A 23,569-nucleotide genomic window follows, 5' to 3' on the forward strand; every position below is an offset into this window, starting at 1 on the left:
TCTAGCTGGCGGCGGGACTGAAAAAATCCACATGCAGTCTGAATACCTCCGCACGTAAATTAAGCCTGGTGGTGATTTCCTCTATATCGTCTTCAATAAGAAGTCGCCGTATACCACGATTTTTCGGATCGGGAACAAACTGTATACATTCCATCATTTCATCCAGCAGTGGACGGGCTTCTTCCGGCGGGATTTTTGACAACGCTTTCAGCCCTTCCAGCGCCAGCGCGGCCATCCCCATACTGCGAACATCATCCGGTAACTCCACGCCGCCACGCCCCATCGCCATAATGGCGCGCATCGCCCACCATTCCGCCTGCGAGGCAGACATTTCGGTAAGGTGAAATATCTTGCCGTTATCCCGCCCCTGACCATCAATAGTGATAAATTTCTCTTTACGGGCCATCAGTTAAAAACCTCCGGAGTGATAGTTTCCCACTCGATAACCGCCTGTCCTGGCTGCAATGTACGCGCCGCGTCAGGCAGCGCTTTCCATTGTTTGAGTACGCCATTTACGCAGGTATATTTACGGCCTATCGCCGGAAGCAGCACGACAGCATTACAACGGAATACAGCCCGGCTGGTCCGGGATGTGGTTGACCAGGTATCAAAAATATCCCGGCTGGGTGAGTCCGGCATGATATGAAACGTCTGGATAATGTTACTGTACACAAATCCCGCAGACAGTTTACCGTCAATACCGCGGACGGTTTCCGCCAGTACCAGCGGATCGGTGCCATAAACGTTATCTGCTGCAAATCCCTGAAGTTGTACGCCGGAGGGATACAGGTTATTCACTGTCAGCGTGATAATGGCATCCGCCGCAGTGATGGTGTTGTTGTTACCTGACATTTACTGGATCTCCGTGGATGCAATAACAAGTTTCTGGATACTGCCGCCGTCACAGTACCAGAGCGTACAGGACGGGCTGCTACGGGTTGCCCGCAGAGAGGGAAGCATATCGCCGATATACAGGTAGTAGCCGGTGGCAAACAACGTTGAAGAAACATCCTCCCCCACAACATTGTTGATCTGCTTCTTCTGCGCCTCCGTCAGTGTCACCCCCTCACGGATACCGCCCCAGCGTTTGTACTGCTGGATAACGTCACTCATTGATGCCGCAACCAGCGCCCGCCCTTCATTGTTGTAGGGGATAGTCTGGTTTGACTTGAATAACGAGATCACAGCTCCCTGCAAATTGGCATTCAGCCAGATTTGCCCGCAGAAGCTGTCCATCCATTTAAAATCGCCGGTAATGGTGCCATCAGCCCAGTAATCTTCCACCACACTGTTTTCCGCATATTTTCCGTAGAAGTTGTAACCTGCGGCTATCAGCGCATCGTAATCGCTGCCACTGGTAACATCAGCGGCCAGACCTTCATACTCGCGGAACTTGAACGGCACGCGCCCCTCTGGTCGGACAAAATCAAGGCACGCCGCATACCCCAGTACCGCAGCCGCCCGGTTACCATCAGACGCGAAAACCGGTACAACAGCACTGTAGTTATTGACGGTGATTATCTGGTACGCGATATGACTGGTATCCCCTTTTACTTTGGCCTTACCACTGGTTGTCCATGCCACATAAAAGTAACGCTTGCCCTGCCCGTTTACCCAGGCAGAAAACGCCAGGTGTTGCTCGTCAGTGACTTCAGATACTGTGGAAAACCCCGCCCATTGCTGGGAAGCATCCTTAATGGCTGCCATCGTGTCAGGTACATCAGATACAGGCGCGCCCTGAGATATCACCGCGCCCGTATTACTGGTCATCTTCAGAGGTTCCGCTGCCGATCCACTGCCGAACGTTATCGTGGTGCTCTCCGGTTTCGCCCCGGCGGCAGTAATGACGAAAGCATTCTGTGTGGTATCGAATACCACTGTTGCCACCGCCGCGGTCAGCGCTGTCTGTAGTGCCGTTGCAGCAGCAGCGAAGCTGTTTACGCCGTTAAAATTCACCTCAGCGCTGGCGCTTTTCCCGTTAATACTCAGCGTCAGCGTACCGGAAAGTTTTTGTAGCTGTTCAATAGTCACGCCCTTAAACGAACCACTACGTAACCAGGCCGCCGATGCGGCAAGATTGAAACGGGAAAACAACAATTGTCCCGGCGTTTTAGTGGCATTTTTGAAGCCCTGAAAATAAAGCTGCGCGCGTGCGTACTCATCGGATAATGCACCAAAATACGCGGCCACATCATCCGGGGAGGAAAACGGAACCACACCGCCGACCGGGAGTAGTGGATTTCCGGTCAGCAACAGGCCATTAAGATCGACGGCATTACCCGCCACAGCCAGCACACCGGGAATTATCTGTACATCTTTACTGAGTGGGATTGGCATTATCAGCCTCCGTTGTCCGGGTGATCACGTTGTCAAAAAACATCAGGGGTGTTGTGACCACAGGGTTAATCTGCATCTGAATATCAAGCGTCCGGCGCGGTTCATACTGCTGCTGGCCGTTGACGAACGTGGTGTTAAGGGGATCTGAGCAATACAGCGGGGAAATCAGCCCGCCGGTCTGCCGGAAAAGCTGCACGGAAAATTCAGACCGGAAAAGCGTTGCCAGCGCCTGCGCGTTATCCGCCGCATGAGGCCCGTAGAAATCAAGCTGGCAACGCCATTTTGTGGTACGGGTGATATGCTGAGAGCCTTCACCGGCCTGTTCCGGCGCAGAATATGTCACTACCGCAGTGGATAATCCGGTAACATCAATACCTGTCATGGTGATGAAGTCCCCCTGAGGCATCGGGACCCGGTTCTGCTGTGTTCGTTCAATCCCGGCATCAGAAAAAAGCCCCCGGAGATAATCACCGAGGGCCTGATAAAGATCGCTTTCCGTAACGGAGAGGGTCACACCTGAAGACATACAATAACCCTCGTCCAGTCCGGCCAGATTTCCGGAACCTCAACCACCAGCCACGTTTCATCGCCAATGACAAATTTATCGCCACCCTGTTGCCGGGTACGGTTAAGCCCGCACCAGTTACCGTCGGTATACAGTGTGGCGAAAACACCCTGCTGGTTCAGATTGTCGAGATGACGTAAATCCGCCTGGGTGACGGCCTGTTTTTGTACCCTGACGGGAACCGGATCTTCATACTCAGGCACGCGGGAATAATCCGCCTGCTGTGTACTCCCGCGCGAGCGATAAACCAGCGCGTCCGTATAAGGATTTACCCGACGTACCGCGCCGGAAACAATACCGTGAAGGTTCATTTTTTGCCCCCGTCAACAGAATAATCGACACTGTTCATCATATGACCGGTTTCAATAAGCGGGTTGTTAAAGCCCTTTTGCCGGACAGTGGATGCGGCGTTGGGCGGCCTTTTCCAGTCGCGAATAAACATCTGCAACTGCCCTTTGATATGCTCCCCCATGTACACCAGAGCGGTCGCGGTATCAAAATCATTCGCCCGTAATAATGTCACCATTTTTTCGCCCCATTCGGGACTTTTATGTTCAATCATCTTACGGAAGAACGGACGGGGTGGAATGGTGACCGTGTGTTCAGGAATAACCACATCCTGAGCAAAATTACCCTTACCGGCTTTGACAAAGCGGTGCCCGATTTCTCCCTTTTTTTCGTTATAGCGAAAGTGAAGCGTCTGCTCGCGAGCGGGTATAATCGCACTACCGCCAAACTCGTTAATGGCGGCGATATACGCCACCGGCGTACCGTCGGGGTAGGTTGCCCCTTCAAGAAAACCCACTTTGAGACTTTTGCCCGATTTAAGGTTATCTGCGGCCTGTTTCAACTTCTGCCTGAACTGTTTGCCGCCCGTGACTTTGTTTACCATCGACGCCCCCTCCCGTATCCCCGGTAATAATGCCCCGGATATCGCGAAGGGGAGCCGCCGGAATGATACTGCATTGAACGGTACGGTGCCGTCGCCTGCCAGTAGTCAGCGCCGTAAGGTGTCTGGAGATACCACCACGACGCATCGTTACTGCCGCTATTGTCCACGGAGACGGAAACAGAACCTTCCGACGCACTGGTGATACGTCCCACCAGCCCCGGTTGCCCGTCACCGCTTTTGCCGAATCCACGCAACGCGCACTGGTGAGCAACCAGCAGGAACAAAAGCTGTTCCCGCTCGTTCAGGTCGGTAACCGGACTGTCGTCCGTATTATCCAGGTACAGCGCGGTCGCTTTACCGAACAGGGCGGCTGCGGCAACCTGACCAACAGCGGAAAACTCCGGGTAAAGGGCCGAAAATGCCTGCCAGTCAAACGTTACCGTACCCATACCGTTTTACTCCTGAGGTTTGTCCATCACTTCATCATCGCGGTTAATGCCCGGAGCCGGATTTTTCTGCGGCAGCGGTTCAAGGCCGGATTTCACGGTTTTCTGCTCCGTAGCCTGCGCGGCAGCGCTGTTCGCCTTGTCCTGCGCAAAAATAACGCCGTTTTTCACATAAGGTTGCTGGCAGTGCTCCGCCAGCCAGGCTTCCCAGAACGCCTTTTCAACCTGCGTCAGGCCATAGCCCCCAACGATTTTAACGGCGTTATTCCGCCAGCCTGCTACCTGAACCCGTTTCTGGCCCACTTCCAGCACTATGCCATTCGGCAGTTTGCAGCCCACAGTTACCATTTCAGCCATGACTCACACCCCCAGCATTTGTGCATACGCCAGCGGCTGGCGAATAATCGCCCCCCAGGTACCGGCAGATTTTTTTTGTTTCCAGGCAGATGATTCAGTCACTACCGCATGGGCGCGCATTTTTTCAGTGAAAGAGCAATAGCCTGTATCCTGTTCCCCCAGACGCTCCGCGATAAGCTGTACCAGCTCGCCAGCGTCAGAGGTGTATTCCACCGCCGTTTCAATGGTCATCGCCGGGAAGTTTTTCGCCAGCAGATCGGACACGTTAACCTTGTACTGGTTAGTCTTGGTGAGGTTCACCTCCGCCAGCGGCGACATGCACAGCTTCATTTTGTCGGTACGCTCAATATGGCCGTTAGTCTGTTTCACCAGTTGTTTAAAGAGCTTCACGACATCGTCATACACGCCCTGTCCGTCCTTGTCGTCCCACTTGAGCTTACCGTCCACGGTATCCGGGGTTATCGGTGCGGATAACGACGGGTCATTCAGCAAACCGTAGTTCGCCAGTCCGGCAATACCATAGAAGTAGGACTTATTCTGGAACTTATTCAGCGTCAGTGCCGATGCCACGTTCAGCTCTGCTGCCCAGCCAATACGGGCTGCGCCGTACATATCCAGCTCTCGCTCGCCCCAGCGGGTAAACGTCTGGAAGTGATAGCTCTGGCGCGGTACCCAGTTGACGTTAGACGTCACAATACCGTTGTTGCTGTAATCCCCGTAGGAACTCACCTCCCCGGCAGATTCTGCAATCGGGAACTGTGCCGACAGTGTCGTCCAGTCACCTTTTTTGGTTTCGCCCAGAATCTGAGAGGCTTTCATCGGCGTCACCAGCACGCGGATCAGTTCTGGCTCAACGTAATTGGTGAAATACGCCGGGATGCCACTGTTAGCCGCTGTAACCAGCGCAGGCTGTGCGTCCATCGCCAGTCCGTAATCGGCAGCGTATTCCGGCGGCAGATACGCCTGAGCACCGGGAAGGATAATCCCGTAGTCGCGGCTTACCGTCGCATAATGCTGTTTAAATTTATTCATCATTTGCTCCAGGTGCTGATCTTAATAACTTCTTTCGCCGCCGCAGCGCTGGCAACGGAAAACCCGGTTTCGACAAAACCCGCCATCGTGGCGCCTGCCGCCCCTGTGGCTATCTCCCCGGTGGTCAGGGAGGCAAAAACTTTCTGCCCGACCGTCGCAGCGGTGGTGGTCAGCGCCCAGAAGTCCCCCGATACCATCAGGGTACATTCACGTCCCGGGTAAATAGTGTTCGAGTCGCCAGCCAGCCATTCCACAACAGAAGCCTGCCCGTCGCGCGGAACAAAACCCGCCGGCGCACCGGTTCCCTCATTGGCGGCAACGCCTTTGGTTACCCAGGCAAACCGGGCAATAACCAGTCCGTCAGGGCCGGTAATCAGCGCGTCTTCTCCCGCCACATACGAGGCGTGAGGGTTATCACTGGCAAATGCCCCCGGAATCCCCGGTGCCGGGTACTGGTTCATGTGTGTCTGAAAAGTATTCATATCAGTAACCTCGTTTCAGTTTTGCACCGGGGAAATCTGCTGCAAACGTCGATGCGCTGGCCTGGTCCATCGCCACGCGTGGACTTTTGGCCGTCTGTTTCTGCTCAACGGCAAACTTCACCATGCTGCGGTACGCGCTGGGGTGAATGCCCTGGATATCGATCCCCGTCTGCTCCAGCGCGGTACGGTAAACCTCTTCGGCGCAGTCCATCGCCACCACATCGCCAATCAGCGGTCGCACTTCGGTTTCAGCCACACGAACGGCGCGGAAATTTTCAGCAGCCCGTTTCGTTGCCTGGTCAGTTGCCAGCCTGATTGCCGCATCCATCGCGGGTTTATCGACTTTCCCATCGTCGGGTTTCACATCAGCCTCTTTTATTTCGGGGTCTTCGTCAGTTGCCGGAGCCAGTGCGGATTTAATTTTTTCCAGCACATCATCAGGAACCTTGCCGGACAGCAACGCCAGTACACTTTCCATCGGGCTGTCGGTATCAAATGCCTTCGGCTCGTCAGTTAACCCGGTATCATCGTCCCCGGCCAGCTCCGGCACGGCTTCTGCTGATTCCATCAGTTGCGCCAGCTCCGCCGGTTCAATATCCATATCCTGTGCCAGCCGTTCGCTGTAAGCAGTTTTTACCGCGCTGGCGATAGCTGCCGGGCGCTTATGCTGCGCCATCAGGCGTAACAAATCCCTGGGAGCTGCATCCTGTGCCAGACGCGGCGCAAGATAGGTTCCCAGCGCGGTAAGCACCGCCACTTCTTTTTTACTCAGTTTCATGCGTTTTAGCTCCTGAGGGAGAGAGTCCATAACAAGACAGTCCGGCCCCGCCCGGCCATCGCCGACCAGCGCCACATGATTTCCCACGATATTCCGCATAACGCCGTCATACGGTTCACCGTCGGGGGTGGTTCCCGGCGTCATATCTGCCACATAGGCATATGACGATGAGATTTCCCGTTGTTCATCCGTTTCTATCCCCGCGATGGCGGAGTTGTCCCAGATGGACATGCCGTTAACCAGATAGGCACCGTCAAACTCGCTGTTGGCATGAGTCGTCCCCACCCGGTACTCGCGCGCGGGCGCGCCCGGATAATCGGGTTTGTGTCGGCACAGGACGGGAATATTGTTGAAGGTTGAAACTGCCTTGCGCAGTTCATCGGGGTCACGGTAAAGCTGATAAAGTTTTTGAGGGTCGAGTCCCAGCGCTTCCGCCCCCGGTATTTCATGCCCGAAATAACCGCAGACGTTCGCCTTGCTGAGATTACTGCGCTCAATCTGGAGGCGACCTACTTTATCGAACTGCCTTACCGATGCCCGGTCAAACGCCAGCATTTCGGTAATAATCATCTTTTCTCCAGTCCGGGAATAACGGCCTCCCATCCGCACTTGCAGTTGATTTCTTCGCCCGGCAGTACCCACTTACCATCCAGAAACATCCCCTTTCGCAGATCAAACCGTTTACCGTTCGCCTTCACATGCGACGGGCGCCATGTTTTACCCGCGCGGGAATGCCGCCAGATACCTTCAGTGATGCCCACCGAGCGTTGTCTGGCCGACTGCATTACCGAGGTCGCTTTATTGTTCTGGTCGCGGGCAATCAGCGCCGCGCGCCGTCGTGTGATGCCGTAGCGTTTTTCCAGTTCATCGGTCAGAGTTTTCAGGTCACGCCCCCGGCTAACAGACTGCATGACCAGTGTTTCCACCTGGGTGAGATGTTGCTGCGGGATGGAGCGAATGAGGTTCACATTCTCCGTGATGCTGGCCTGAAGTGCGGTGTTCATCTCCGCTGTCATACGGAAAGGAACCGTAAACCCGGCATCACGGAGCGCAGTGGACAGTGACGCATCGCTGTTTTTCAGAACATCACCGGCAAACCGCCTCGCCAGCCGCAGGGCCATTTCGTCAAACCTTTTCTGCCAGCGCCTGGCAAGTTGTTGCATGGCTCCACGCATCAGGTTAACGGGGGACGCATCCTGCGCGAGGTCTGTTTTACGGTACTCAGCCCGCAGCCAGTAAAGCACGCTGTTGTGCATCTCACTGACGGCATTATCCAGTTGTCTGCGGTACCAGGCCTCAATCCCCGCGTTGGGTGAAATCCGTCTCAGGGTCTGCGTTCGGGTCTTGCGGCGGATTTTCTTCGGTGTCGTCAATTTCGATTTCTCCGCTCAGGTCAATACCGCTGTACGGGCTGTCCGGTGCAGTAGCCAGCCGTTCGCGTACCTCGTTATTGGTCACCGCTCCGGCGCTCTCGTAAATCTGATCTGTTTCCGCTTCAGTTTTACGGATATTCGCCAGTTGCTCGCGCGTCAGTTCATGCAGGGGTTCAAATTCAAAAGTGATATCAGGATCGATATCGCCGAACTCAGACAACTGAATAATATCCAGTACCTTTTTCAGCGGTTTCTTCAGAAGGCGAGTGGCAAGTGCAGCGATGGTGTCGTAAAACACACGGATTTCACCCTCACTCGACGCGTTCAGTCCCGTAGGACTCAGCCCGGCGAACTTTACTGACGGTATGGCACTGACAAAGAACATGTGTTCCTGTGCCTGCGCCTGAAGGGTGTCGAGGCCGCTCAGAGGGGTGTTGAACTGGAAAAACTCTTCTTTCGTTTTGTCCAGTATCAACAACCCGCGGTTATCACGGGTACGGTTAAACAGCTCCGCGCGTTTTGCGTAATTCGGGTCCCTTTTCCCCGTTAACGCCTGGCTCATGTCCGTCATGATCCCGCTCAGCGAAAACGAATGCAGCATATCGCCCACGCTGTCGCGTGTACGCAGCCAGTTATTGACGTAAGGTTCGGCAATCTGAACCAGTGACAGGCCGCCAAAGTTATAGGCCGGCTTCAGCATGTCCGGAACCGGGCGAGAAATCAGATCAATCATGCGGCTGGCGTGAACCGTTTTTCCCATTACGTACCATTCGGACGGACGGTAAAAATCATCACTCAGCGGATTATCCGAGTTATACATACCCGGATACGTCCAGACGGGTTCAATAATACGAAGCCCCAGCAGGGAACCTTTCGGGATTTTTTTGTCGGAAATAAACAGCCTGGACTCCAGCTCCGCCGGGTCAGTCCAGGCCGACATACCCGATGGCGAACGCACATCGATATAAATTTGCCCTCGCCCGAAAAAGCCGTCATGCTCCACCGCCAGCCTGAAGGCATCCCGTACGTTATAGCGCTCCAGTGCATCAGTAAGCTGCGCTATGCGCGGCGCGCGGCTGTCGTCCCCTACCCCGACCGCCTTAACCTTTATCCATTTGCGGGTCATCTCCTCGGCAATCACACTGACCATGCGCCGGTACTCTGGTAACTGCGCCTGAAGTGCCAGATACGGATAGCCCGGAAATCCTCCGTACACAAAATCAGGATACTGGCTGTTCAGTGTATCGTAGGGAGTCGAGTCCATTGCCAGTACAGCATTGCGCATGTCTTCGGGAATGACTCCCGGCGGTGGCTCATAGCGAACAAATTCACGCTGCGGTTTTTGTCCGGCCTCAGCAACCACCTCATCGCTGATCGTCATCGGATGTGGTTCAGGCGGACTTTCTGGCGGTGTCACCGTTTTTTTACGTTTAAAAAGCCACATCAAATCCACTCCATAAAATCATCAGAAATTACGACGGGCATTTCCATCGGGGCATAAGCAATCATCACTGAGTCTGCCAGGTTAGGAGATTTCGTCCCGTCAGGTTGCTTATCAACAAGAATTTTTCCGACGGCATTTTTCGACCAGGTGGGTTGTGACAGTTCCATCAAAAGCCTGTCTTTATTTTCCATCGTGCTGCTGATGGAAATAATCTCATCCGGGTCATACTCCATGCCCTTTAGCGCACGAAATGTATTGCGGAATAATTTGCGAAGATGCCACCAGCCCTGAGCTTTGGCATTGGCGAAAAAGTCCTTATTCAGACGTGCCGGTTTGCCGTTATCACCGGGAACAGCTTCATTTTCAGGATAAAAAACGCTTCCACTCCCCCGGAATGGTGTGGCAGTAATTTGATCTGTACCCTCAGCTTCCCGTAGTTCGTTGATAGCGCGTGCATCACCACGAACGCCAGCGCCTAACCCGTCCTCGTCAAAGCGGAACTCATCGGCACCAAAGTCATCGCACAGGCCGAAGACCTTAACCACGGAGTCATAGATGTCACTACCCTTACCCGACCATTCCTGGACATCACTCAACAGGAAGCCGTAACGAAGGGAACAGGCGTTTTTATCCCGCCCCTCGTCGGCGACATCCATTGCACCGAGCCGTTGACCGCTGGGCTGAATCCCCAGTTTGATATGTGCGTCAACCGCAGCCTGTACCCATTCTGATGGGATCAGGATACCCTCTGCCGATGCCTGGTAATTAAGATCCAGCTCCTGAGCAACGATGATCGGGTTATCAATTTTCTCGCACTCCTTGCGGTACCACTCATCATCCTTACGCGGGTCGCTACGCCAGTGAAACGTAAACACAGAGATTTTTCCGCTGTGCCGCTTCTGCGCAAAGGGGTTATTCATGCCGTTAACCGATGAGAGATCGATACGGCAACGAGTTGTCTGGGAAAGCGCGGCATCAATAAGTAATGGCCGCTGGAGAAAGGCGGCCTCATCCACAAAATAAAGCGTAGTACGGTCACCGCGCCCGATATTATCGCCAGCTTCGCCTTTAATTACCGCGCCAGTGTCAGGAAACTCCACGCTCATAAAACGTGAATGCTTTCTCTCGTCCCAGCCTCCCCGAAACTCGGCAGGAAGAGTTGCTATAAATTTGCGTACTTTCCAGAACAGCGCTTTTGGATCAACCGTGCTATCGACATACTCCTCTTTACGGGAACCAAACCCTATAACCATTTCACGGTTAAACAGACATAACGCACTGGCCAGACCGACAGATGTCCAGCTCAACCCCATTTCGCGGCTTTTTTCAGTCAGACCATTCTCATGGTTACGCGAGCGTTCCATAATCCAGTCGATCCATTCCTCCTGCCGTGGAAACAGCAAAAAAGGGATGGTGACCGGAAGACCATAATCGAGATTGCGCGGGTCTGTAGTCATGCCCCAGTCGATGATGAACTGCGCCGGGTTTGTACGGTAAAACTGCCTGAGAGCAGGGAGAGTTTCGGGAGCCTTTCTGATACGTTGCAGACGCTCCATTCGCCATTCGAAAACCTGAATATAATCAGGATCTTTAAAGTCAAAGGGGAATGGTAAAGGCATAATCAACTCATCATTTTTTTGTACAATTCCGCTGCCTGATCAGTTGTCAGATCAGTATTTTTTCCTGGTAGAGGCGTTTTTTCTGGTTCACTGACAGCACCTATACTCCATGCTTCTCTCTCCAGGCCGATCAACGTTTTCAGGCTGTCGCTCAGGTCTTTCAGAGATTTCACACGGGAAGGCAGACTGATGACTTTTTGATAAGTTTCATTGAGCCGGTCACGGCCTTTATCGTCAGGATCGAACATGATGTCACCCAGTTGCTCCAGCGCCCCCACATCAGCACACTGCGCACCAAGTTCATCAAAAAGCGTGTTTGTGAGTTCCCGGGCCCGGCGAATATCGCCCCGGTGCTCCATGCGAACCGAGGCTATTACCTCCGCTGTGACTTCTATCAGTACGCGTTCTGTAAGTTCCGTTTTGGTGCGTACCGTTTTGCGTACTTCCTGTTTGCGTACCAGATCGTCAGCCTTTTGCTGAATCCTGGCGTTAAGATCACGGGACCAGTCATCACGCTTTGCGCGCTTGCGGATAGCACCTTCACTAATACCATGATGTGACGCAATTTCACGGAGGGACATCACTCCGGCCCGGTATGCCGTCTCGATGGCCTCCCAGTCCGGTTTTTCCATGATTATGTTCCCTGTGATTAACCATTATCGCAGCCCCTCACTGAAGGGCTGCTGTAATGCCTGATCTCACCTACTGCATAACCGTATTATCAGCATCACTACCGAGAATATCGGTCAATGCGGTATCGACAGCGGCGTCAATCTGCTGATCCAGAGTGGATTTAATCTGCGTTTTAACTGCGATGGTAACGGCGTCTGATTTGAGGGCATTTTTCACCATGTCGTCGGTGACGATATCTTTCATATCCGGCATTTCTCTTTGCTCCGTATGGACGAGGCTTTTCAGCCATTGAGTTATTTTCATGAGGTGTACCAGTTTTTAGCGTCTGGTTACGTTTTTGAGATGTACGAAAACTGGCTTATATCAGTACGATAAAAACGCGATGTGGTAGTACGCAGACCCAGAGACATTGTCATGTTTATGCATTTCTGAAACTCCCCCGCAGGTAAGCTCCTTTTCCCTCCTGCGGGGATTTTTTTATCTGCACTGCGTGCGAACGTACTCCTGCAAATACTTCAGTTTTTCCTGGTCGCTGATGATCCCGGCGCGGATATCGAGAACGTTTTGTCCAGCACCTGGAGAGAGTTCGACGGTGGCAGCATTGCCCACGCGGCTGGTGCTGGCGGTTTCGGTCTCGGTGGGCACTGAACATCGTCCTTCGACGCGCACCCGGCCACCAGCAGCAAGGCGGCGCTGCAAATCAGTATTCCTGGTCTGTGCATCAGCTAATTCCTTCGTGTATTTTTCATCGAGGGCGGCAACGTCACGCTGGCGCTTCGTCATGTCGGTAATTGTCTCGTTCGCCAGCTTCAGATTGTGAGTGGCGGTATCGCGCTGGTCTTTATAGCGCACCGCGTTACCGTGGTAGTGGTCAGTCGTCCACGCCAGCGCTATGGCAACTATCAGCAGAAGGATGATGGCAGTAAAGGTTATACGGTTCATACCAGAATAACGCCGATAAAGAGAAACCATCCCCAGCCGTCAATACCATGAGCGGCAAGATAAGCCGCCGCGACAAAACATACCGTTGTGGGTAAGTATTTCACTGGTCTATCCCCCAACACGTCAGCGCTGATTCCTGGTCGCGGCGTATCACCTGGCCGTAACACTGATTTTCCCTGTTGTGGCAATCTTTGCCGCCGTCATATACCCAACGGCGGATTTCTGCACACGCTCCCTTACGATCTCCTGCGTTGAGCTTGCGGTAAAACGTGGACGGAAAACATTTACCGGGACCGATGTTATACGGACAGAACGACGCAATACCGGCTTTCTGCGGTTCGGTCAGCGGTATGTGAACATGTTTATTTACCCATGCCAGCGCTTTATCCCGCTCGATGGCGTTGTAATGGTCGCACTGGCTTTGCGTCAATCGCTGGCCTTTCACAACGGGTTTACCATCGATACGAGTCACGCCACGGCATACTGACCAGACGCCGCCGTTATCACGAACGGCCACCAGCGTATTTCCTTCCCGCTCCTGCAAAAACTGGTCGAGTAGTTGCGGTGCGCTGGCACCGGCGGCAATCAGCGCCAGCATGGCGGCGGAAAGACCGTATTTAACTTTTGTCCTGAGCGCCATTACTGCCCTCCGGCATTTCAGATACCGCCAGCATCTTTAACGTGCTGTCATGGTCGTTTTTTTCCAGAATCCGGGCGATTAGCCTGTTACGCTCTTCCATCGCGGCAGCCTGCCTTGCCTGAGCCTGCTCTGATTTCTTTTTGTAATGCTTATTAACCAGAAACGTACCAATACCCAGAACAATACCTATCAGCGCGCCATAGTCGTTTAACGTCCACTGGGCGCATATGCCGCTGATTAATGCCCAGATGTAGGCCAGCCATGTCGTATGTTTATCCATTGTCATAACTTCCCCTGTCCGGGAAATGGACTACCCGGATGTCGGGTAAGTGGAAAAAGAAAAGGCCGCGCAATAGCGCAGCCTTGTGATGGGTGCGGGAGCCAATCCCCGCTACGTGGCAGTGGTATACAGAAAATCAGGGGTATAATTTACGCAGCTAATATTTCAAGCCGTCTTCCAAGCGCCGCCAGCGCGTTCTATATCTAAGCTGGTGGTTGTAACAGCCCCGACAGTACTTCTGCTTCACCGTTATGGCAGATATCATCGCCCCTTGTCAGATGCCAGACACCGACAATAAGCTGTCCTGATTCCAGATCGTCAACTGTGTCGTTCGTATAGTATGCCACCTGAACAACACCGTTATGCTGAATCCAGTAATACCCTTCTTTCATTCACACCTCCGCCAGACTAAGCAAATAGTATAGGGCGAAGCAGAAAATGCCACGGTGCAAGAAACCACAATTCAAAGCCTGTTGAACAAAAAAGGCCCGCGAATGCGACCCCCTAAAACGCAAAAACCCGCTCAATGGCGGGTTCTTTTGTGTTCATGTCTGTTATTCGCCTCGCGATACAGCTTTGCGAAGCATACCGGGATTGAAGCAGTTTGTGGCTAAAAATGCAATAGCTTTTTTGCTAAAGCTGCATCAGCCTTTCCACCAGTTGATCTTTGCGAATAACAAACCAACCGTTGGCTCTCGCCAGTTCCAGCCATGACTCAAGGGAAATGACAATGTCATCATCCCGCAACAGGATTGTGGAAACAGTGACACCGCTTTGCTGATAACAGAGAACTCGCGTGTCGTAACTTTTCTGGCATGAAACTAGCACTGAAGGGTTCTTTTGGCTGAAGTAGCAATCCTCCAGCTTCTCGAATACCTCCCATGCCTGATCTGTTTCGAGCATTTTTGCATGGCGGGCTGCGCCGCGTTCTGTCCAGAGGATTAGGGAACGGGCATTTTTACCAACTAACCCGATTGTTTCGGGTCTGTTTTTGAACTCGCGTAATTCGTTTTTTTCAATTTTAAAGTAATGCTTTCCTACTACGAATCGCGTGGTGTTGTTCAGAAAGTTATCAGAAATGTTTTTGATTTTTGTGCCGTATAACTGCGCCAAAAGTTCGGTAGTTATAACGGGAATTTGGTTATGGGTAATCGGGGAAAGAGTTTCGACAGAGATTTGAGTTGTCATAATGACGCCCTAGAGTGGTTTCTAAATAACTCACCACCGACGACGCCAATCGTCTGGTGGTGAACTGTGCAGGGTTGGCGTAACCGGGAAACCAACCGGCGCACCTTTCGGTGCCCCCACACAGCCCACCATAATTCAGATGTGCGCGTGCATACGACAATAAAAAACACGCTCGCGGCGTGTGTCTGTCGCGGTTTCTATCCGGGACGCCAATCCCGACGCCAGATTTTGCTGGCATGCCGGGAATATAGCCCCGGATAACAAACAGAGTCAACGGGCGATTTTGTGGGCATCGGTTGCAAACGCTTCACGCATCGGCAGATAAAGCATAAACTCCGCCATTTTTAGCCACACACCTATGCGATTACGGCATGTTGCATAACACCAGTCTGGATATTGTTTGTTTAGTAAATCAGCCATCCTTCTCTGACTCATTCCCCGCCCTTCGTAACGCTGGTGAATCAACTTTTTCAGCGCCGGATACTCAGCTAATACAGTACCAATCACGCAGTCAATCAACATGGCCTCGGAATCAGTACAATGCGCCAGCCAGCTTTTTTGTTTCCCGTTCATCATTTCACGAAGAAAGGCCTCTAGATCTGGCTTGCTTGTTCCTGATTTTTTCAGACGGCGTAAAGCCTCATTGATGGCTGTTTTTGTCAGTTTTCTGGAGGCCAGCAACTGGTTAAACATATTGCCGGGTTTACCGCTGCCGATGTATGACCATCGTCCCCACATACGGAGTTTTCCCTGAATCCACACGCTTTCCAGTGTATTCAGTCGAAAATATTCGCCCGGTTTTCCGGTACTGGTTGAATAAATCATTTCGGTACCACCTTTCCCATGCGTACAAGTTTAATCACTGTCAGTACGATTGCCCTGTTCATCAGACACCGGCGTTCTTCCCTGCTCAGGTGACTGCCGTTATCGATTTCATGATGGCATTCCTGACAAATAGCCGCCGTGGCGCAGTCATCCGTTTTCATTCCCATGCCTTTGCCTTCATTCATGTGCGCGACCTGCGTTCCCCACCGACCACACAGCACGCACTGCTCAATCTGCCCGACGGCTGCCAGCCATTTTTTACTGCGGTAAGTTTTCATTTCAGATAAGAGCACGCACGCCTCCGTACTGGCACATGCCCGAACTCCGGTAACAGGGCGCTTACCGTCCAGTGAATACAGTCATGATTCAGACTGCGCTCCGTCTTTACCCCCCTGCGCCGGTACTGCTTCACCAGCTCATCCGCCTCTTCGGTGGTACACGCCGGATGCTGAAACCATGTCATTTTCATGCGAACTCCAGCAGATGCGCGGCCACATTTTCAACTTCTTCCGGAGAGGAAAATTTACGAAACAGAATCCAGTTCCACAGGACGTTCAGCACAGCCTTATAGACCTGTTGAAACTCGGTTTCGTCCATACTGGCGAATGCTATGGATTTCGCCCGGCGCCCGCAGCTGCCATCCGGATAAAAATGCCCGGTATAAAACCCGGCCTGAACGGTTACCCATTCCCGGAAGGCATCGAAAGATTTAAGAAGGGCGACATCCCCGGTTCGCAGGGTAGCTACGTTATGGAGGTACTGTTCCGCCGCCTCGTTAAGGGCCGGGGTATATTCCTGGCCTGCGGAGTCGCAAAGAAAATTAACGAACCCGGAGATAAGTTTCTGTTCCCGCGATGTGACCGTGCCGCCCGTTGGTGTCCAGTAGTCGAAACCAAGCTGAAGGAGTTTAAAAAATCGTTTATGAAAGGCGTAGTTGCGGACACGCTTAAAATCGGCGTGTATCCACTCACCGATTTTTACTGAGCGCAGGAAATCCCCACTCTCCGGCGTCGCCGGGAGCAGAAGCCCTGATGAGGTTTGCTTGACCAGTTGTAAATGCGCCATCGTTCTCTCCGGTGGCGCAGTAGATTGGGAGTTCAGCCCGCAGGCGAGTATAACAAAGGATGATTATTCATGATAACCGGCTCTGATAGTCAGCTCATTAATCAGGGTATCGCTCCCCATGATGTCATTTTGCAACAACGGCAGAAACCGGACATAGCGGCCATCCCGATACATCAATGACCTGTTGCAGTCAGGAAAAAAATCCATTTCAGCAATTACTGTCATGTCATCACGGCGAATAACAGCATATTTACAAGTAAGTGTTTTATTTAGTTTTTTCACGGTGTCTCCATAGATAACGAACTTGAGCATTTTTAAAGCATCTTCATTCTCACCATGAATATATAGAAGGCTATTAATTACCATCATCAATAAATGTGTCTATTTTTTGACCATGTGCAATGACATTTTCTCTGTGTTTTATTTATAATCTTATAACTGGTTATTTTTTGATATGCTCATTTCCCGGACATTACAAAAACCGCCGGCGCAGGTATTAAGTGCGGGTACATTGAGGTTGTCTGACACATCACAAGTGACGGAGATTCATCCCCAAGGTCTCTTACTTAGCAATGAAGACAACTACCTCCTCTCTGTCTGGCCGGTTCGATCGCAGTCTCTCCTCGTTACTGGTGCAGTCACTGTGACGGTGATGCAGATGATAATCAGGACGATTAATATCGCTGCGGTTGACTTATCCGGCAAAATTATGCTGCCATGATGCCAGTTAACCATACTGGCATCATGGCCAACCGGCATCGAAAAGCATGTTGACCAGACTCGCAGGCCATTGAATCACGCAACAACCAGTTACTGTCATCTGATGAAAAAGGCTGTGCATAACAGAATCAGAACTGACTGGTATCAGGGCCATGTTCTTCAGCAGCAAATACATAAAATGAAGCAAGATATAAAGAATGAAGGAAAAACCGAGTATAAAAAACGTACAGAATTGTCTGAAGTAACTTCCCTGCAGCATTGACGCCGCAGGGAATCTATTTATGGTGTAACTATATTGAACCAGAACTCAAACTTGTCCATATAGCCCAGCATCTCATCCAGTTTCGCAGCATTACCGGTAACGTTGACTTCTCCTTTATCTTGAGCCTGCTTCAGGGTTTCTTCCTTCAGGATAATTTTATTCAGCGTGTCACGGTTCAGAGTAATCGTGGCATCAGCATCTTTCGCTTCAGCATTAGCCGTGTGGTTCAGCACGCCATTTTCCAGCTCAAGCTTGTACTTTCCACCGTCGCTGCCAAGGTCAATATTAAATACCGCCCGGGCATTACCCGCTTTTTCACCGTTGATATGTACAGCCAGGAAGTCGAAGAACATTTCAGGGGTCATCGCCCGAACGGTATCCGGACTTGCTGTATTTGGCGTCGGACCTTTAACCACACCGTTACGCAGCTCCTGCGCACCGGTCAGGTAGAAGTTACGCCATGGACCAGATTCAGCCTGATACCCCAATTGTTCCAGCGCATCGGCTTCAAGGTTACGTGCATTCTGGTTATTTGGATCGGCAAACACGACCTTACTCACCACCTGAGCAACCCAACGGTAGTTCCCCTGGTCAAAGTCTGCTTTAGCTTTCTGAAGAATCGCATCGGCACCGCCCATGTATTCAACAAATTTCTTGGCCGCTTCTTCGGGTGGCAGCTCATCAAGGGTTGCCGGATTGCCATCGAACCAACCGAGATACAGCACATACGTTGCTTTTACGTCATGGCTGATGGAGCCGTAATAGCCGCGGTTGGCCCAGGTTTTTGCCAGGCTATCCGGTAGTTTGAAGTTGGCCGCTATTTCGTCGCGAGTCAGACCTTCATTGGCCATGCGCAGAGTCTGGTCATTGATATAACGATACAGGTCTCGCTGGCTTTTCAGCAGACCAACAACATTCTCGTTACCCCAGGTCGGCCAGTGGTGCTGGGCCATAATAATTTCAGCTTTGTCCCCCCAACGCACTATGGCTTCGTTGATATATTTCGACCATGGCAACGGCTCACGAATTTTCGCGCCGCGTAGCGAGTAAGTGTTATGCAGGGTGTGAGTGACGTCCTCTGCGGCTTCGATGAGTTTCTTCTCTTCGATGAACCACAGCATTTCCGAAGGGGCTTCCGAACCAGGGGCCAGCATAAAGTCGTAAGTCAGGCCATCAATCACTTCTTTCTGGCCGTCTTTATCGATGATATTAGTGGGCGCAATCAGTGTCACCGTCCCCGCAGAGGTGGTCGTCCCCAGTCCGGCGCCAACCTGGCCGGAGGCATCTGGTTTCAGGAGGTTGCCATACATATAGCTGGCACGGCGGCTCATCACGTTGCCGGCCATAATATTCTCGGCTACTGCTGCCTCCATAAAGCCAGCAGGCGCATACACTTTCACCTTGCCGGATTTCACGTCCGCTTCATCGACAACGCCACGCACACCGCCATAGTGGTCAACATGGCTATGAGTATAAATGATGGCGACAACAGGCTTATTGCCACGGTTTTTGAAATACAAATCCATACCGGCTTTGGCTGTTTCCGCAGAAACCAGCGGATCGACAACCGTAATCCCCTCTTTACCTTCGATAATCGTCATGTTGGATAAATCAAGGTTACGAATCTGGTAGACACCGTCTGTTACTTCAAACAAGCCACTGATATTGATTAGTTGGGACTGACGCCACAGACTAGGGTTAACAGTGTCAGGAGATTTTTCCCCTTCTTTTATGAAAGCGTACTGCTGTGGATTCCAGATGACATTCCCTTGCTCACCCTTAATCACCTCTTCAGGTAAGCCAGCGATAAAGCCTTTATGGGCATTCGTGAAATCGGTGTTATCAGAGAAAGGAAGTTGGTTATAAAGCGCATCGTTAGCTTGCTTGGTTGAAGCAGTGGCGCCTTTTGGGGCTTCCTGTGCAAATAAAGGTGTCAGCGCAGTGGAAGAGAGTAGCCCCGCCAGCGCAAAACTTTTAACGATCAACTTAAGTCTCATTTGTACCCCTCATGTAAAAATATTCTATATCACTCAGTCTGGTCGATTAATTATCTGTTAATTCAAACAATTAAAGTTATTGCTGACCATTTTCGCTCTTTTAAATATAACCAAAACGTTACATTTCGCCATTTATGGATACAAATAAATCATGTTTTACGTCTGCCAGTTCCATCCTCTTTTAGTCAGTGGGGTAAGCTCGCTTCCCGTTACCGGGAGACAACTATAATTATTCCCCTACTACAGAAGCGTTGACGATAAGTTCGTCACTGTGGAACAAAAATCATCTCATCAGCCAAAAATGCAGCCTGGCCTGATAGCTTTTCCATTTTTCACTGTGAAGTATCTCCGCACTACACTGGATAGTAATTATTCATTATATGAGGCGATTAAGGATGGGGCAGGATTCGGACGACAGGCGCCGTACCTCCAGTGCTGGAAGGGTATGGCAGGATCATAAAGATATGGTCAGGCAAGCGCTACGTGTAAGTATTCCGTGGTTCACATTTGTGAATATCAGCTTTGCGCTTATCATTTTATTTCGCCACATACTCATCAGTGACTTTGACAAGTCGATCAGTGCACAGACTGGAATACTGCCTTTAATAGACGATATTATGGGCAGTATTATTGTTTTTTCGTTCCTGATACTCCTTTTCATTTACCGCCTTCCGACCAGATTTACTCCTCTTTGTCTGGTGATGCTGCTGATTCTCAGTCTGATGTGGAGCTATTGTAGCTACTGTTTTATTGTCTGGTGGCAGCTGCCTTTTGCCTGGCCTCTCAGTGTCATCCTTATGCTTACCGCGCTGGCTGCGCTTTATTATCATCTGCCAGCGTTGCTACTTTTCATCGTCCCGTTATGGCTGACCGCCCTACTGGCCAGTGTGCAGCTTAATCAGTATGTGAATATCCGGTTTTTATTAGTCTGGCTTACTCTTACCGCCATACTCATTTATGGTCGCTTTATCCTGCAGCGCTGGTTTGATGAAGCCTGGTTGCGTTACCAGGAAAACCGGATGCTTATCGCGCGTCTCGACGTTATGGCTCACCAAGATGCACTGACCGGGACCGCTAATCGACGTTCAATGGAAAGTTTTCTTGGGGATGCTCTCCGCCAGACGGAGCCGTTTGCACTGATCATGCTCGATGTGGACTATTTCAAAAACTATAACGACCATTATGGTCACCAGGCTGGCGATGCCTGTCTGGCAAAGGTGGCCTGTGTAGTGAAGAGGTCGATTCGTACTCCGGCAGACCTGGTGGCACGTTACGGGGGCGAGGAGTTTGTCGTTGTGCTGCCTTCTTCGTCGCTGAATGAAGCAGCACTGGTTGCTCAACGTATTCAGACAAACCTGCGTGAAACCGCACTGCCGCATGCAGCATCTGCGGTTAGCGAAACGGTCACCGTCAGTATGGGCATCACCCTTTCCACAGCCGGTGACACTGTTACCGGCATTATTGCCAGAGCGGACGAGGCCCTTTATCGGGCTAAACAACAGGGACGTAATCGTTGGGTAAAGTAAAACCCGTTGCCCGGTGTTTGATACAGATGATCACCTTGCCATACTCAGATAATTAAAACTGAATATTTGGAAGCAAAAAAGACAGTCGGACTCACGGAACCTTTGCGCTGGTACAGCCTGAATATCAGATAAAATTATGTCCAGCCGCAGACAACCAGTTGACAGTGGAATATTCCTGGTGTTGTGAACAAGGCGACATTCACAACACGACTGTGCTCACGGAATTCAAATGCCGAACGGGTGATTACGATATTCGCTACCTCTGCAAAGTTATATTATTCGATTTTCATGCAGATTTCGCCTCCCGGTGATGTCCCCGATAAAATGCCAGTACCCTTTGCATCGTCACGCTGTTCCGGCACTCCGTACAGATAACGTTTCTGGTCCGGTCGTAGGAACTCACGACACCTTCCGGCGTTTTCAGAAAGCGGGTAATCCTGGCATCTTCACGTTTCTGCTTCCAAAGCAGGAAAGCCTGTTCCGAAGGAAAAATACCGCTTCTCCCGGCCTGATACAGATCCCCACAACTTTCCGCCTTTTCCAGGTAGTGACGGGCTGAAAAAATGGTTAACCCCGTTATCTTCCGCAGTTCTCCAAACGTCATCCGACCGTGGTTTCGTACCAGTTCCGTCAGGCGCTTCTGTATTTCAGCTTTCTGCGCCGGTGTGTAATTTCTGCTCATAAGTCCCCCCTGTTAAAGCCTTCCCGCCGCCTTACGCCGTCTGAATTCTTCCATCATCAGTTGTGCCGGGGTTGGCCCTGCCGGATGACGCGGCGCTGCCAGTTGACGGCGTACCGGCGGTATGCTGAAACCATTACCGACGTGTTTTGTCCACTTCGCCAGTAACCGTTCTGCAAGTCGTTTCAGTTCGCCTTCCGTCATCTGGTGCTCAACGCCCGTTCTGCGCATCTCGGTGCAGATGTGATACAGAACCGGCTGAGGCCACGGATATTTATCACTGCCGGAGTAGCGCCAGGACTCGTTACGCCAGTGACGATATTCCGCCAGCACCGCATCGGCTGTGAGACCAAACGCATTAGCTCCGCTTTCAGAAACCAGCGAAATAAACTCAGCCAGGTCCGGCGGCCATGTCTCAGCCGCCCGGCATCGCTCCATACACTGCTGACAAATCAGCCGGATTTGGCGCTCAGTCATCGCCCCAATCTGGGCCACCCACAGCTTCGAAGGTGCCGCGCCGTTCTTCTGCGTCCATCGGTTCGAATAAATTTCCCCCATGACTTCCCAGAGTCGCCAGGCCGTCTCCGTCGCTGGCGATCCCGTTTTCGCGTTCCCACTGCACGCGGGCTGCCCTGATTTGCTGTACTGCCCGCGATGCGGTGCTGTCTGGCTGGATTTCTGCATGGTTTTCTCCCCTGCTGGCTGGTTTCGCCTTTGCCCTGACGTGGTTTACGTGACGGGCGAATTTTTGTTCCCACTGGATTTGTGTGAACACCTTTCCCTCCGACGTCCAGTAATCCCTGAACGCGACAAGCTCCGTAGGTAAATATTCCGGCTCTGGTAACGCAACGCCCCACTGGGCGGCCCGTTGTCGGAAATCCAGCGAGGGATGCCAGTCATCCATCATTGAGAATTTCCCGATCGGCTCGTTCAGGCCTTCCCGGTATTCCGGTTCAGTCACGACAGGCTGTTCCATAATTCCAGGCTGACTAACCGGAGCACTCGCGCGCGCGCACGCGTTATGTGTGGGATTTAATTCTTTTAGATCTATATCTTTATTAGTTCCCTTTTTGTTGGCTTCCTGTTTAAACACCAAACCAACACCTGTTGAACTTGTGTTACTTCCACTGGCGGCCTGCGTTTTCTTCCTGTTCCTTCTGGACTGAACAGATGCTTTCCCTGCTGCCGACTTTTTCGCCAGAACATCCCTGACCGCAGCGAGATCATTTTCGATACGCTCATGAATCCATTCAGTACCGTTATCAATGAAAAACTCTCTCAGGGACTCTTCCACTGCCCCCCAGCGTTCACTGCTAATCCGAGCAATTTTTGCCAGCCTGCTTTTCGGGATAGCTCTTCCGGTCTGCCAGTAATTGAACATCAACAGCAAATAGGCTCCATGCTCCTCGGCAGAAAGGTGCATGGTGTCCGCCAGATAATCAGCGATGTAAAGCTGCATGTATGGAAGTGCGGCCATAAAGCCTCTC

At 51.8% G+C, this 23,569-nt stretch carries 31 protein-coding genes; 1 reads left to right on the forward strand and 30 read right to left on the reverse strand.

Translation table 11 applies throughout. From position 1 onward, the window contains the following. Position 1 precedes the first annotated feature (1 nt). From ACLJR2_RS08810 to ACLJR2_RS08940, 27 genes are all read right to left on the reverse strand, one after another. On the reverse strand, positions 2 to 406 hold the full coding sequence (locus ACLJR2_RS08810) for a hypothetical protein (RefSeq protein WP_001534365.1): 405 nt from the start codon (positions 404 to 406) through the stop codon (positions 2 to 4). Next, positions 406 to 852 carry a phage tail fiber protein gene (locus ACLJR2_RS08815; RefSeq protein WP_000016414.1) on the reverse strand — a complete coding sequence of 149 codons (447 nt, stop codon included), beginning with the start codon at positions 850 to 852 and terminating at the stop codon, positions 406 to 408. The genes ACLJR2_RS08810 and ACLJR2_RS08815 overlap by 1 nt, the downstream gene beginning before the upstream one ends. Beyond that, positions 853 to 2,337: a DUF3383 domain-containing protein gene (locus ACLJR2_RS08820; RefSeq protein WP_001534340.1), complete on the reverse strand. Its 1,485-nt coding sequence runs from the start codon at positions 2,335 to 2,337 to the stop codon at positions 853 to 855. Next, the gene (locus ACLJR2_RS08825) at positions 2,318 to 2,863 is read right to left on the reverse strand and encodes an LIC_12616 family protein (protein ID WP_000094504.1); all 546 of its coding nucleotides are present in this window, start codon (positions 2,861 to 2,863) and stop codon (positions 2,318 to 2,320) included. Before ACLJR2_RS08825 ends, ACLJR2_RS08820 begins: the two co-directional genes overlap by 20 nt. After that, positions 2,848 to 3,213: a phage collar protein gene (locus tag ACLJR2_RS08830; RefSeq protein ID WP_001048639.1), complete on the reverse strand. Its 366-nt coding sequence runs from the start codon at positions 3,211 to 3,213 to the stop codon at positions 2,848 to 2,850. Before ACLJR2_RS08830 ends, ACLJR2_RS08825 begins: the two co-directional genes overlap by 16 nt. Then, a complete protein-coding gene (locus tag ACLJR2_RS08835; protein ID WP_001534354.1) occupies positions 3,210 to 3,794 on the reverse strand; it encodes a hypothetical protein in 585 nt (194 codons plus the stop codon). Before ACLJR2_RS08835 ends, ACLJR2_RS08830 begins: the two co-directional genes overlap by 4 nt. Then, positions 3,788 to 4,243 (reverse strand): DUF4054 domain-containing protein, encoded by a 456-nt coding sequence (locus tag ACLJR2_RS08840; protein WP_000537613.1) that lies wholly within the window; start codon positions 4,241 to 4,243, stop codon positions 3,788 to 3,790. The genes ACLJR2_RS08835 and ACLJR2_RS08840 overlap by 7 nt, the downstream gene beginning before the upstream one ends. 6 nt (positions 4,244 to 4,249) lie before the next feature. Then, complete coding sequence (locus tag ACLJR2_RS08845; protein ID WP_001534319.1) at positions 4,250 to 4,597, reverse strand: hypothetical protein; 348 nt, start codon at positions 4,595 to 4,597, stop codon at positions 4,250 to 4,252. Between the two features lie 3 nt (positions 4,598 to 4,600). Beyond that, the gene (locus ACLJR2_RS08850) at positions 4,601 to 5,629 is read right to left on the reverse strand and encodes a hypothetical protein (protein WP_001031913.1); all 1,029 of its coding nucleotides are present in this window, start codon (positions 5,627 to 5,629) and stop codon (positions 4,601 to 4,603) included. Continuing rightward, positions 5,629 to 6,111: a hypothetical protein gene (locus ACLJR2_RS08855; protein WP_001534373.1), complete on the reverse strand. Its 483-nt coding sequence runs from the start codon at positions 6,109 to 6,111 to the stop codon at positions 5,629 to 5,631. Before ACLJR2_RS08855 ends, ACLJR2_RS08850 begins: the two co-directional genes overlap by 1 nt. Before the next feature lies 1 nt (position 6,112). After that, complete coding sequence (locus tag ACLJR2_RS08860) at positions 6,113 to 7,459, reverse strand: DUF2213 domain-containing protein (protein WP_001534359.1); 1,347 nt, start codon at positions 7,457 to 7,459, stop codon at positions 6,113 to 6,115. Then, positions 7,456 to 8,145 carry a phage minor head protein gene (locus ACLJR2_RS08865; RefSeq protein ID WP_000552021.1) on the reverse strand — a complete coding sequence of 230 codons (690 nt, stop codon included), beginning with the start codon at positions 8,143 to 8,145 and terminating at the stop codon, positions 7,456 to 7,458. The genes ACLJR2_RS08860 and ACLJR2_RS08865 overlap by 4 nt, the downstream gene beginning before the upstream one ends. A 40-nt stretch (positions 8,146 to 8,185) precedes the next feature. After that, complete coding sequence (locus ACLJR2_RS08870) at positions 8,186 to 9,706, reverse strand: DUF1073 domain-containing protein (RefSeq protein ID WP_001534366.1); 1,521 nt, start codon at positions 9,704 to 9,706, stop codon at positions 8,186 to 8,188. Next, complete coding sequence (locus tag ACLJR2_RS08875) at positions 9,706 to 11,325, reverse strand: hypothetical protein (RefSeq protein WP_001534342.1); 1,620 nt, start codon at positions 11,323 to 11,325, stop codon at positions 9,706 to 9,708. Before ACLJR2_RS08875 ends, ACLJR2_RS08870 begins: the two co-directional genes overlap by 1 nt. Positions 11,326 to 11,327: 2 nt before the next feature. Next, entirely contained in the window at positions 11,328 to 11,957 is a 630-nt protein-coding gene (locus ACLJR2_RS08880; RefSeq protein WP_001534358.1) for a hypothetical protein, read from the reverse strand. 70 nt (positions 11,958 to 12,027) lie between these two features. Continuing rightward, positions 12,028 to 12,261, reverse strand: a complete 234-nt coding sequence (locus tag ACLJR2_RS08885) for a DUF826 domain-containing protein (protein ID WP_016716098.1) — start codon at positions 12,259 to 12,261, stop codon at positions 12,028 to 12,030. Between the two features lie 174 nt (positions 12,262 to 12,435). Then, a complete protein-coding gene (locus tag ACLJR2_RS08890) occupies positions 12,436 to 12,900 on the reverse strand; it encodes a lysis protein (protein WP_001534346.1) in 465 nt (154 codons plus the stop codon). A 100-nt stretch (positions 12,901 to 13,000) separates the two neighbouring features. Further along, complete coding sequence (locus ACLJR2_RS08895; RefSeq protein ID WP_001534313.1) at positions 13,001 to 13,540, reverse strand: lysozyme; 540 nt, start codon at positions 13,538 to 13,540, stop codon at positions 13,001 to 13,003. After that, positions 13,518 to 13,820 (reverse strand): HP1 family phage holin, encoded by a 303-nt coding sequence (locus tag ACLJR2_RS08900; protein WP_001525456.1) that lies wholly within the window; start codon positions 13,818 to 13,820, stop codon positions 13,518 to 13,520. The genes ACLJR2_RS08895 and ACLJR2_RS08900 overlap by 23 nt, the downstream gene beginning before the upstream one ends. A 203-nt stretch (positions 13,821 to 14,023) precedes the next feature. After that, complete coding sequence (locus tag ACLJR2_RS08905) at positions 14,024 to 14,212, reverse strand: hypothetical protein (RefSeq protein ID WP_001534381.1); 189 nt, start codon at positions 14,210 to 14,212, stop codon at positions 14,024 to 14,026. A gap of 241 nt (positions 14,213 to 14,453) precedes the next feature. Beyond that, positions 14,454 to 15,008 carry an ORF6N domain-containing protein gene (locus ACLJR2_RS08910; protein WP_001534362.1) on the reverse strand — a complete coding sequence of 185 codons (555 nt, stop codon included), beginning with the start codon at positions 15,006 to 15,008 and terminating at the stop codon, positions 14,454 to 14,456. 270 nt (positions 15,009 to 15,278) lie between these two features. Then, positions 15,279 to 15,833: a DUF1133 family protein gene (locus ACLJR2_RS08915; protein WP_001534385.1), complete on the reverse strand. Its 555-nt coding sequence runs from the start codon at positions 15,831 to 15,833 to the stop codon at positions 15,279 to 15,281. Then, entirely contained in the window at positions 15,830 to 16,111 is a 282-nt protein-coding gene (locus ACLJR2_RS08920; protein WP_000861020.1) for a DUF1364 family protein, read from the reverse strand. Before ACLJR2_RS08920 ends, ACLJR2_RS08915 begins: the two co-directional genes overlap by 4 nt. Then, positions 16,108 to 16,302, reverse strand: a complete 195-nt coding sequence (locus tag ACLJR2_RS08925) for a hypothetical protein (RefSeq protein ID WP_021000145.1) — start codon at positions 16,300 to 16,302, stop codon at positions 16,108 to 16,110. Before ACLJR2_RS08925 ends, ACLJR2_RS08920 begins: the two co-directional genes overlap by 4 nt. Beyond that, positions 16,299 to 16,898, reverse strand: coding sequence for a DUF1367 family protein (locus ACLJR2_RS08930; protein ID WP_001534379.1), 600 nt, complete (start codon positions 16,896 to 16,898; stop codon positions 16,299 to 16,301). Before ACLJR2_RS08930 ends, ACLJR2_RS08925 begins: the two co-directional genes overlap by 4 nt. 63 nt (positions 16,899 to 16,961) lie before the next feature. Then, positions 16,962 to 17,210, reverse strand: coding sequence for a hypothetical protein (locus ACLJR2_RS08935; protein WP_079902958.1), 249 nt, complete (start codon positions 17,208 to 17,210; stop codon positions 16,962 to 16,964). A gap of 687 nt (positions 17,211 to 17,897) precedes the next feature. Then, positions 17,898 to 19,877: an alkyl/aryl-sulfatase gene (locus ACLJR2_RS08940; RefSeq protein WP_001237395.1), complete on the reverse strand. Its 1,980-nt coding sequence runs from the start codon at positions 19,875 to 19,877 to the stop codon at positions 17,898 to 17,900. A gap of 395 nt (positions 19,878 to 20,272) precedes the next feature. Between ACLJR2_RS08940 and ACLJR2_RS08945 the strand changes: the two genes are divergently transcribed. Next, the gene (locus ACLJR2_RS08945) at positions 20,273 to 21,403 is read left to right on the forward strand and encodes a GGDEF domain-containing protein (RefSeq protein WP_043991141.1); all 1,131 of its coding nucleotides are present in this window, start codon (positions 20,273 to 20,275) and stop codon (positions 21,401 to 21,403) included. A gap of 286 nt (positions 21,404 to 21,689) precedes the next feature. Here the strand turns inward: ACLJR2_RS08945 and ACLJR2_RS08950 are convergent, their stop codons facing one another. From ACLJR2_RS08950 to ACLJR2_RS08960, 3 genes are read right to left on the reverse strand one after another with little or no spacing between them, the layout of a single operon-like run. Further along, on the reverse strand, positions 21,690 to 22,085 hold the full coding sequence (locus tag ACLJR2_RS08950; RefSeq protein WP_001534353.1) for a DUF977 family protein: 396 nt from the start codon (positions 22,083 to 22,085) through the stop codon (positions 21,690 to 21,692). A gap of 12 nt (positions 22,086 to 22,097) precedes the next feature. Then, entirely contained in the window at positions 22,098 to 22,640 is a 543-nt protein-coding gene (locus tag ACLJR2_RS08955; protein WP_157872077.1) for a replication protein P, read from the reverse strand. Beyond that, positions 22,552 to 23,559, reverse strand: coding sequence for a DUF1376 domain-containing protein (locus ACLJR2_RS08960; protein ID WP_000729544.1), 1,008 nt, complete (start codon positions 23,557 to 23,559; stop codon positions 22,552 to 22,554). Before ACLJR2_RS08960 ends, ACLJR2_RS08955 begins: the two co-directional genes overlap by 89 nt. Positions 23,560 to 23,569: the final 10 nt, after the last annotated feature.

This window comes from Salmonella sp. SAL03688, from assembly GCF_046551895.1.
Taxonomy (GTDB): domain Bacteria; phylum Pseudomonadota; class Gammaproteobacteria; order Enterobacterales; family Enterobacteriaceae; genus Salmonella; species Salmonella enterica.

Bases quoted from the DNA above. Each gene is read 5' to 3' on its own strand.
- ACLJR2_RS08920 (WP_000861020.1), bottom strand. From the start codon at position 16,111: ATGAAAACTTACCGCAGTAAAAAATGGCTGGCAGCCGTCGGGCAGATT.
- ACLJR2_RS08810 (WP_001534365.1), bottom strand. From the start codon at position 406: ATGGCCCGTAAAGAGAAATTTATCACTATTGATGGTCAGGGGCGGGAT.
- ACLJR2_RS08850 (WP_001031913.1), bottom strand. From the start codon at position 5,629: ATGAATAAATTTAAACAGCATTATGCGACGGTAAGCCGCGACTACGGG.
- ACLJR2_RS08840 (WP_000537613.1), bottom strand. From the start codon at position 4,243: ATGGGTACGGTAACGTTTGACTGGCAGGCATTTTCGGCCCTTTACCCG.
- ACLJR2_RS08955 (WP_157872077.1), bottom strand. From the start codon at position 22,640: ATGGGGGAAATTTATTCGAACCGATGGACGCAGAAGAACGGCGCGGCA.
- ACLJR2_RS08835 (WP_001534354.1), bottom strand. From the start codon at position 3,794: ATGGTAAACAAAGTCACGGGCGGCAAACAGTTCAGGCAGAAGTTGAAA.
- ACLJR2_RS08900 (WP_001525456.1), bottom strand. From the start codon at position 13,820: ATGGATAAACATACGACATGGCTGGCCTACATCTGGGCATTAATCAGC.
- ACLJR2_RS08940 (WP_001237395.1), bottom strand. From the start codon at position 19,877: ATGAGACTTAAGTTGATCGTTAAAAGTTTTGCGCTGGCGGGGCTACTC.
- ACLJR2_RS08870 (WP_001534366.1), bottom strand. From the start codon at position 9,706: ATGTGGCTTTTTAAACGTAAAAAAACGGTGACACCGCCAGAAAGTCCG.
- ACLJR2_RS08820 (WP_001534340.1), bottom strand. From the start codon at position 2,337: ATGCCAATCCCACTCAGTAAAGATGTACAGATAATTCCCGGTGTGCTG.
- ACLJR2_RS08860 (WP_001534359.1), bottom strand. From the start codon at position 7,459: ATGATTATTACCGAAATGCTGGCGTTTGACCGGGCATCGGTAAGGCAG.
- ACLJR2_RS08825 (WP_000094504.1), bottom strand. From the start codon at position 2,863: ATGTCTTCAGGTGTGACCCTCTCCGTTACGGAAAGCGATCTTTATCAG.
- ACLJR2_RS08895 (WP_001534313.1), bottom strand. From the start codon at position 13,540: ATGGCGCTCAGGACAAAAGTTAAATACGGTCTTTCCGCCGCCATGCTG.
- ACLJR2_RS08880 (WP_001534358.1), bottom strand. From the start codon at position 11,957: ATGGAAAAACCGGACTGGGAGGCCATCGAGACGGCATACCGGGCCGGA.
- ACLJR2_RS08890 (WP_001534346.1), bottom strand. From the start codon at position 12,900: ATGAACCGTATAACCTTTACTGCCATCATCCTTCTGCTGATAGTTGCC.
- ACLJR2_RS08925 (WP_021000145.1), bottom strand. From the start codon at position 16,302: ATGAAAATGACATGGTTTCAGCATCCGGCGTGTACCACCGAAGAGGCG.
- ACLJR2_RS08910 (WP_001534362.1), bottom strand. From the start codon at position 15,008: ATGACAACTCAAATCTCTGTCGAAACTCTTTCCCCGATTACCCATAAC.
- ACLJR2_RS08935 (WP_079902958.1), bottom strand. From the start codon at position 17,210: ATGCTCAAGTTCGTTATCTATGGAGACACCGTGAAAAAACTAAATAAA.
- ACLJR2_RS08815 (WP_000016414.1), bottom strand. From the start codon at position 852: ATGTCAGGTAACAACAACACCATCACTGCGGCGGATGCCATTATCACG.
- ACLJR2_RS08950 (WP_001534353.1), bottom strand. From the start codon at position 22,085: ATGAGCAGAAATTACACACCGGCGCAGAAAGCTGAAATACAGAAGCGC.
- ACLJR2_RS08855 (WP_001534373.1), bottom strand. From the start codon at position 6,111: ATGAATACTTTTCAGACACACATGAACCAGTACCCGGCACCGGGGATT.
- ACLJR2_RS08905 (WP_001534381.1), bottom strand. From the start codon at position 14,212: ATGAAAGAAGGGTATTACTGGATTCAGCATAACGGTGTTGTTCAGGTG.
- ACLJR2_RS08915 (WP_001534385.1), bottom strand. From the start codon at position 15,833: ATGATTTATTCAACCAGTACCGGAAAACCGGGCGAATATTTTCGACTG.
- ACLJR2_RS08930 (WP_001534379.1), bottom strand. From the start codon at position 16,898: ATGGCGCATTTACAACTGGTCAAGCAAACCTCATCAGGGCTTCTGCTC.
- ACLJR2_RS08830 (WP_001048639.1), bottom strand. From the start codon at position 3,213: ATGAACCTTCACGGTATTGTTTCCGGCGCGGTACGTCGGGTAAATCCT.
- ACLJR2_RS08865 (WP_000552021.1), bottom strand. From the start codon at position 8,145: ATGCACAACAGCGTGCTTTACTGGCTGCGGGCTGAGTACCGTAAAACA.
- ACLJR2_RS08885 (WP_016716098.1), bottom strand. From the start codon at position 12,261: ATGAAAATAACTCAATGGCTGAAAAGCCTCGTCCATACGGAGCAAAGA.
- ACLJR2_RS08945 (WP_043991141.1), top strand. From the start codon at position 20,273: ATGGGGCAGGATTCGGACGACAGGCGCCGTACCTCCAGTGCTGGAAGG.
- ACLJR2_RS08875 (WP_001534342.1), bottom strand. From the start codon at position 11,325: ATGCCTTTACCATTCCCCTTTGACTTTAAAGATCCTGATTATATTCAG.
- ACLJR2_RS08960 (WP_000729544.1), bottom strand. From the start codon at position 23,559: ATGGCCGCACTTCCATACATGCAGCTTTACATCGCTGATTATCTGGCG.
- ACLJR2_RS08845 (WP_001534319.1), bottom strand. From the start codon at position 4,597: ATGGCTGAAATGGTAACTGTGGGCTGCAAACTGCCGAATGGCATAGTG.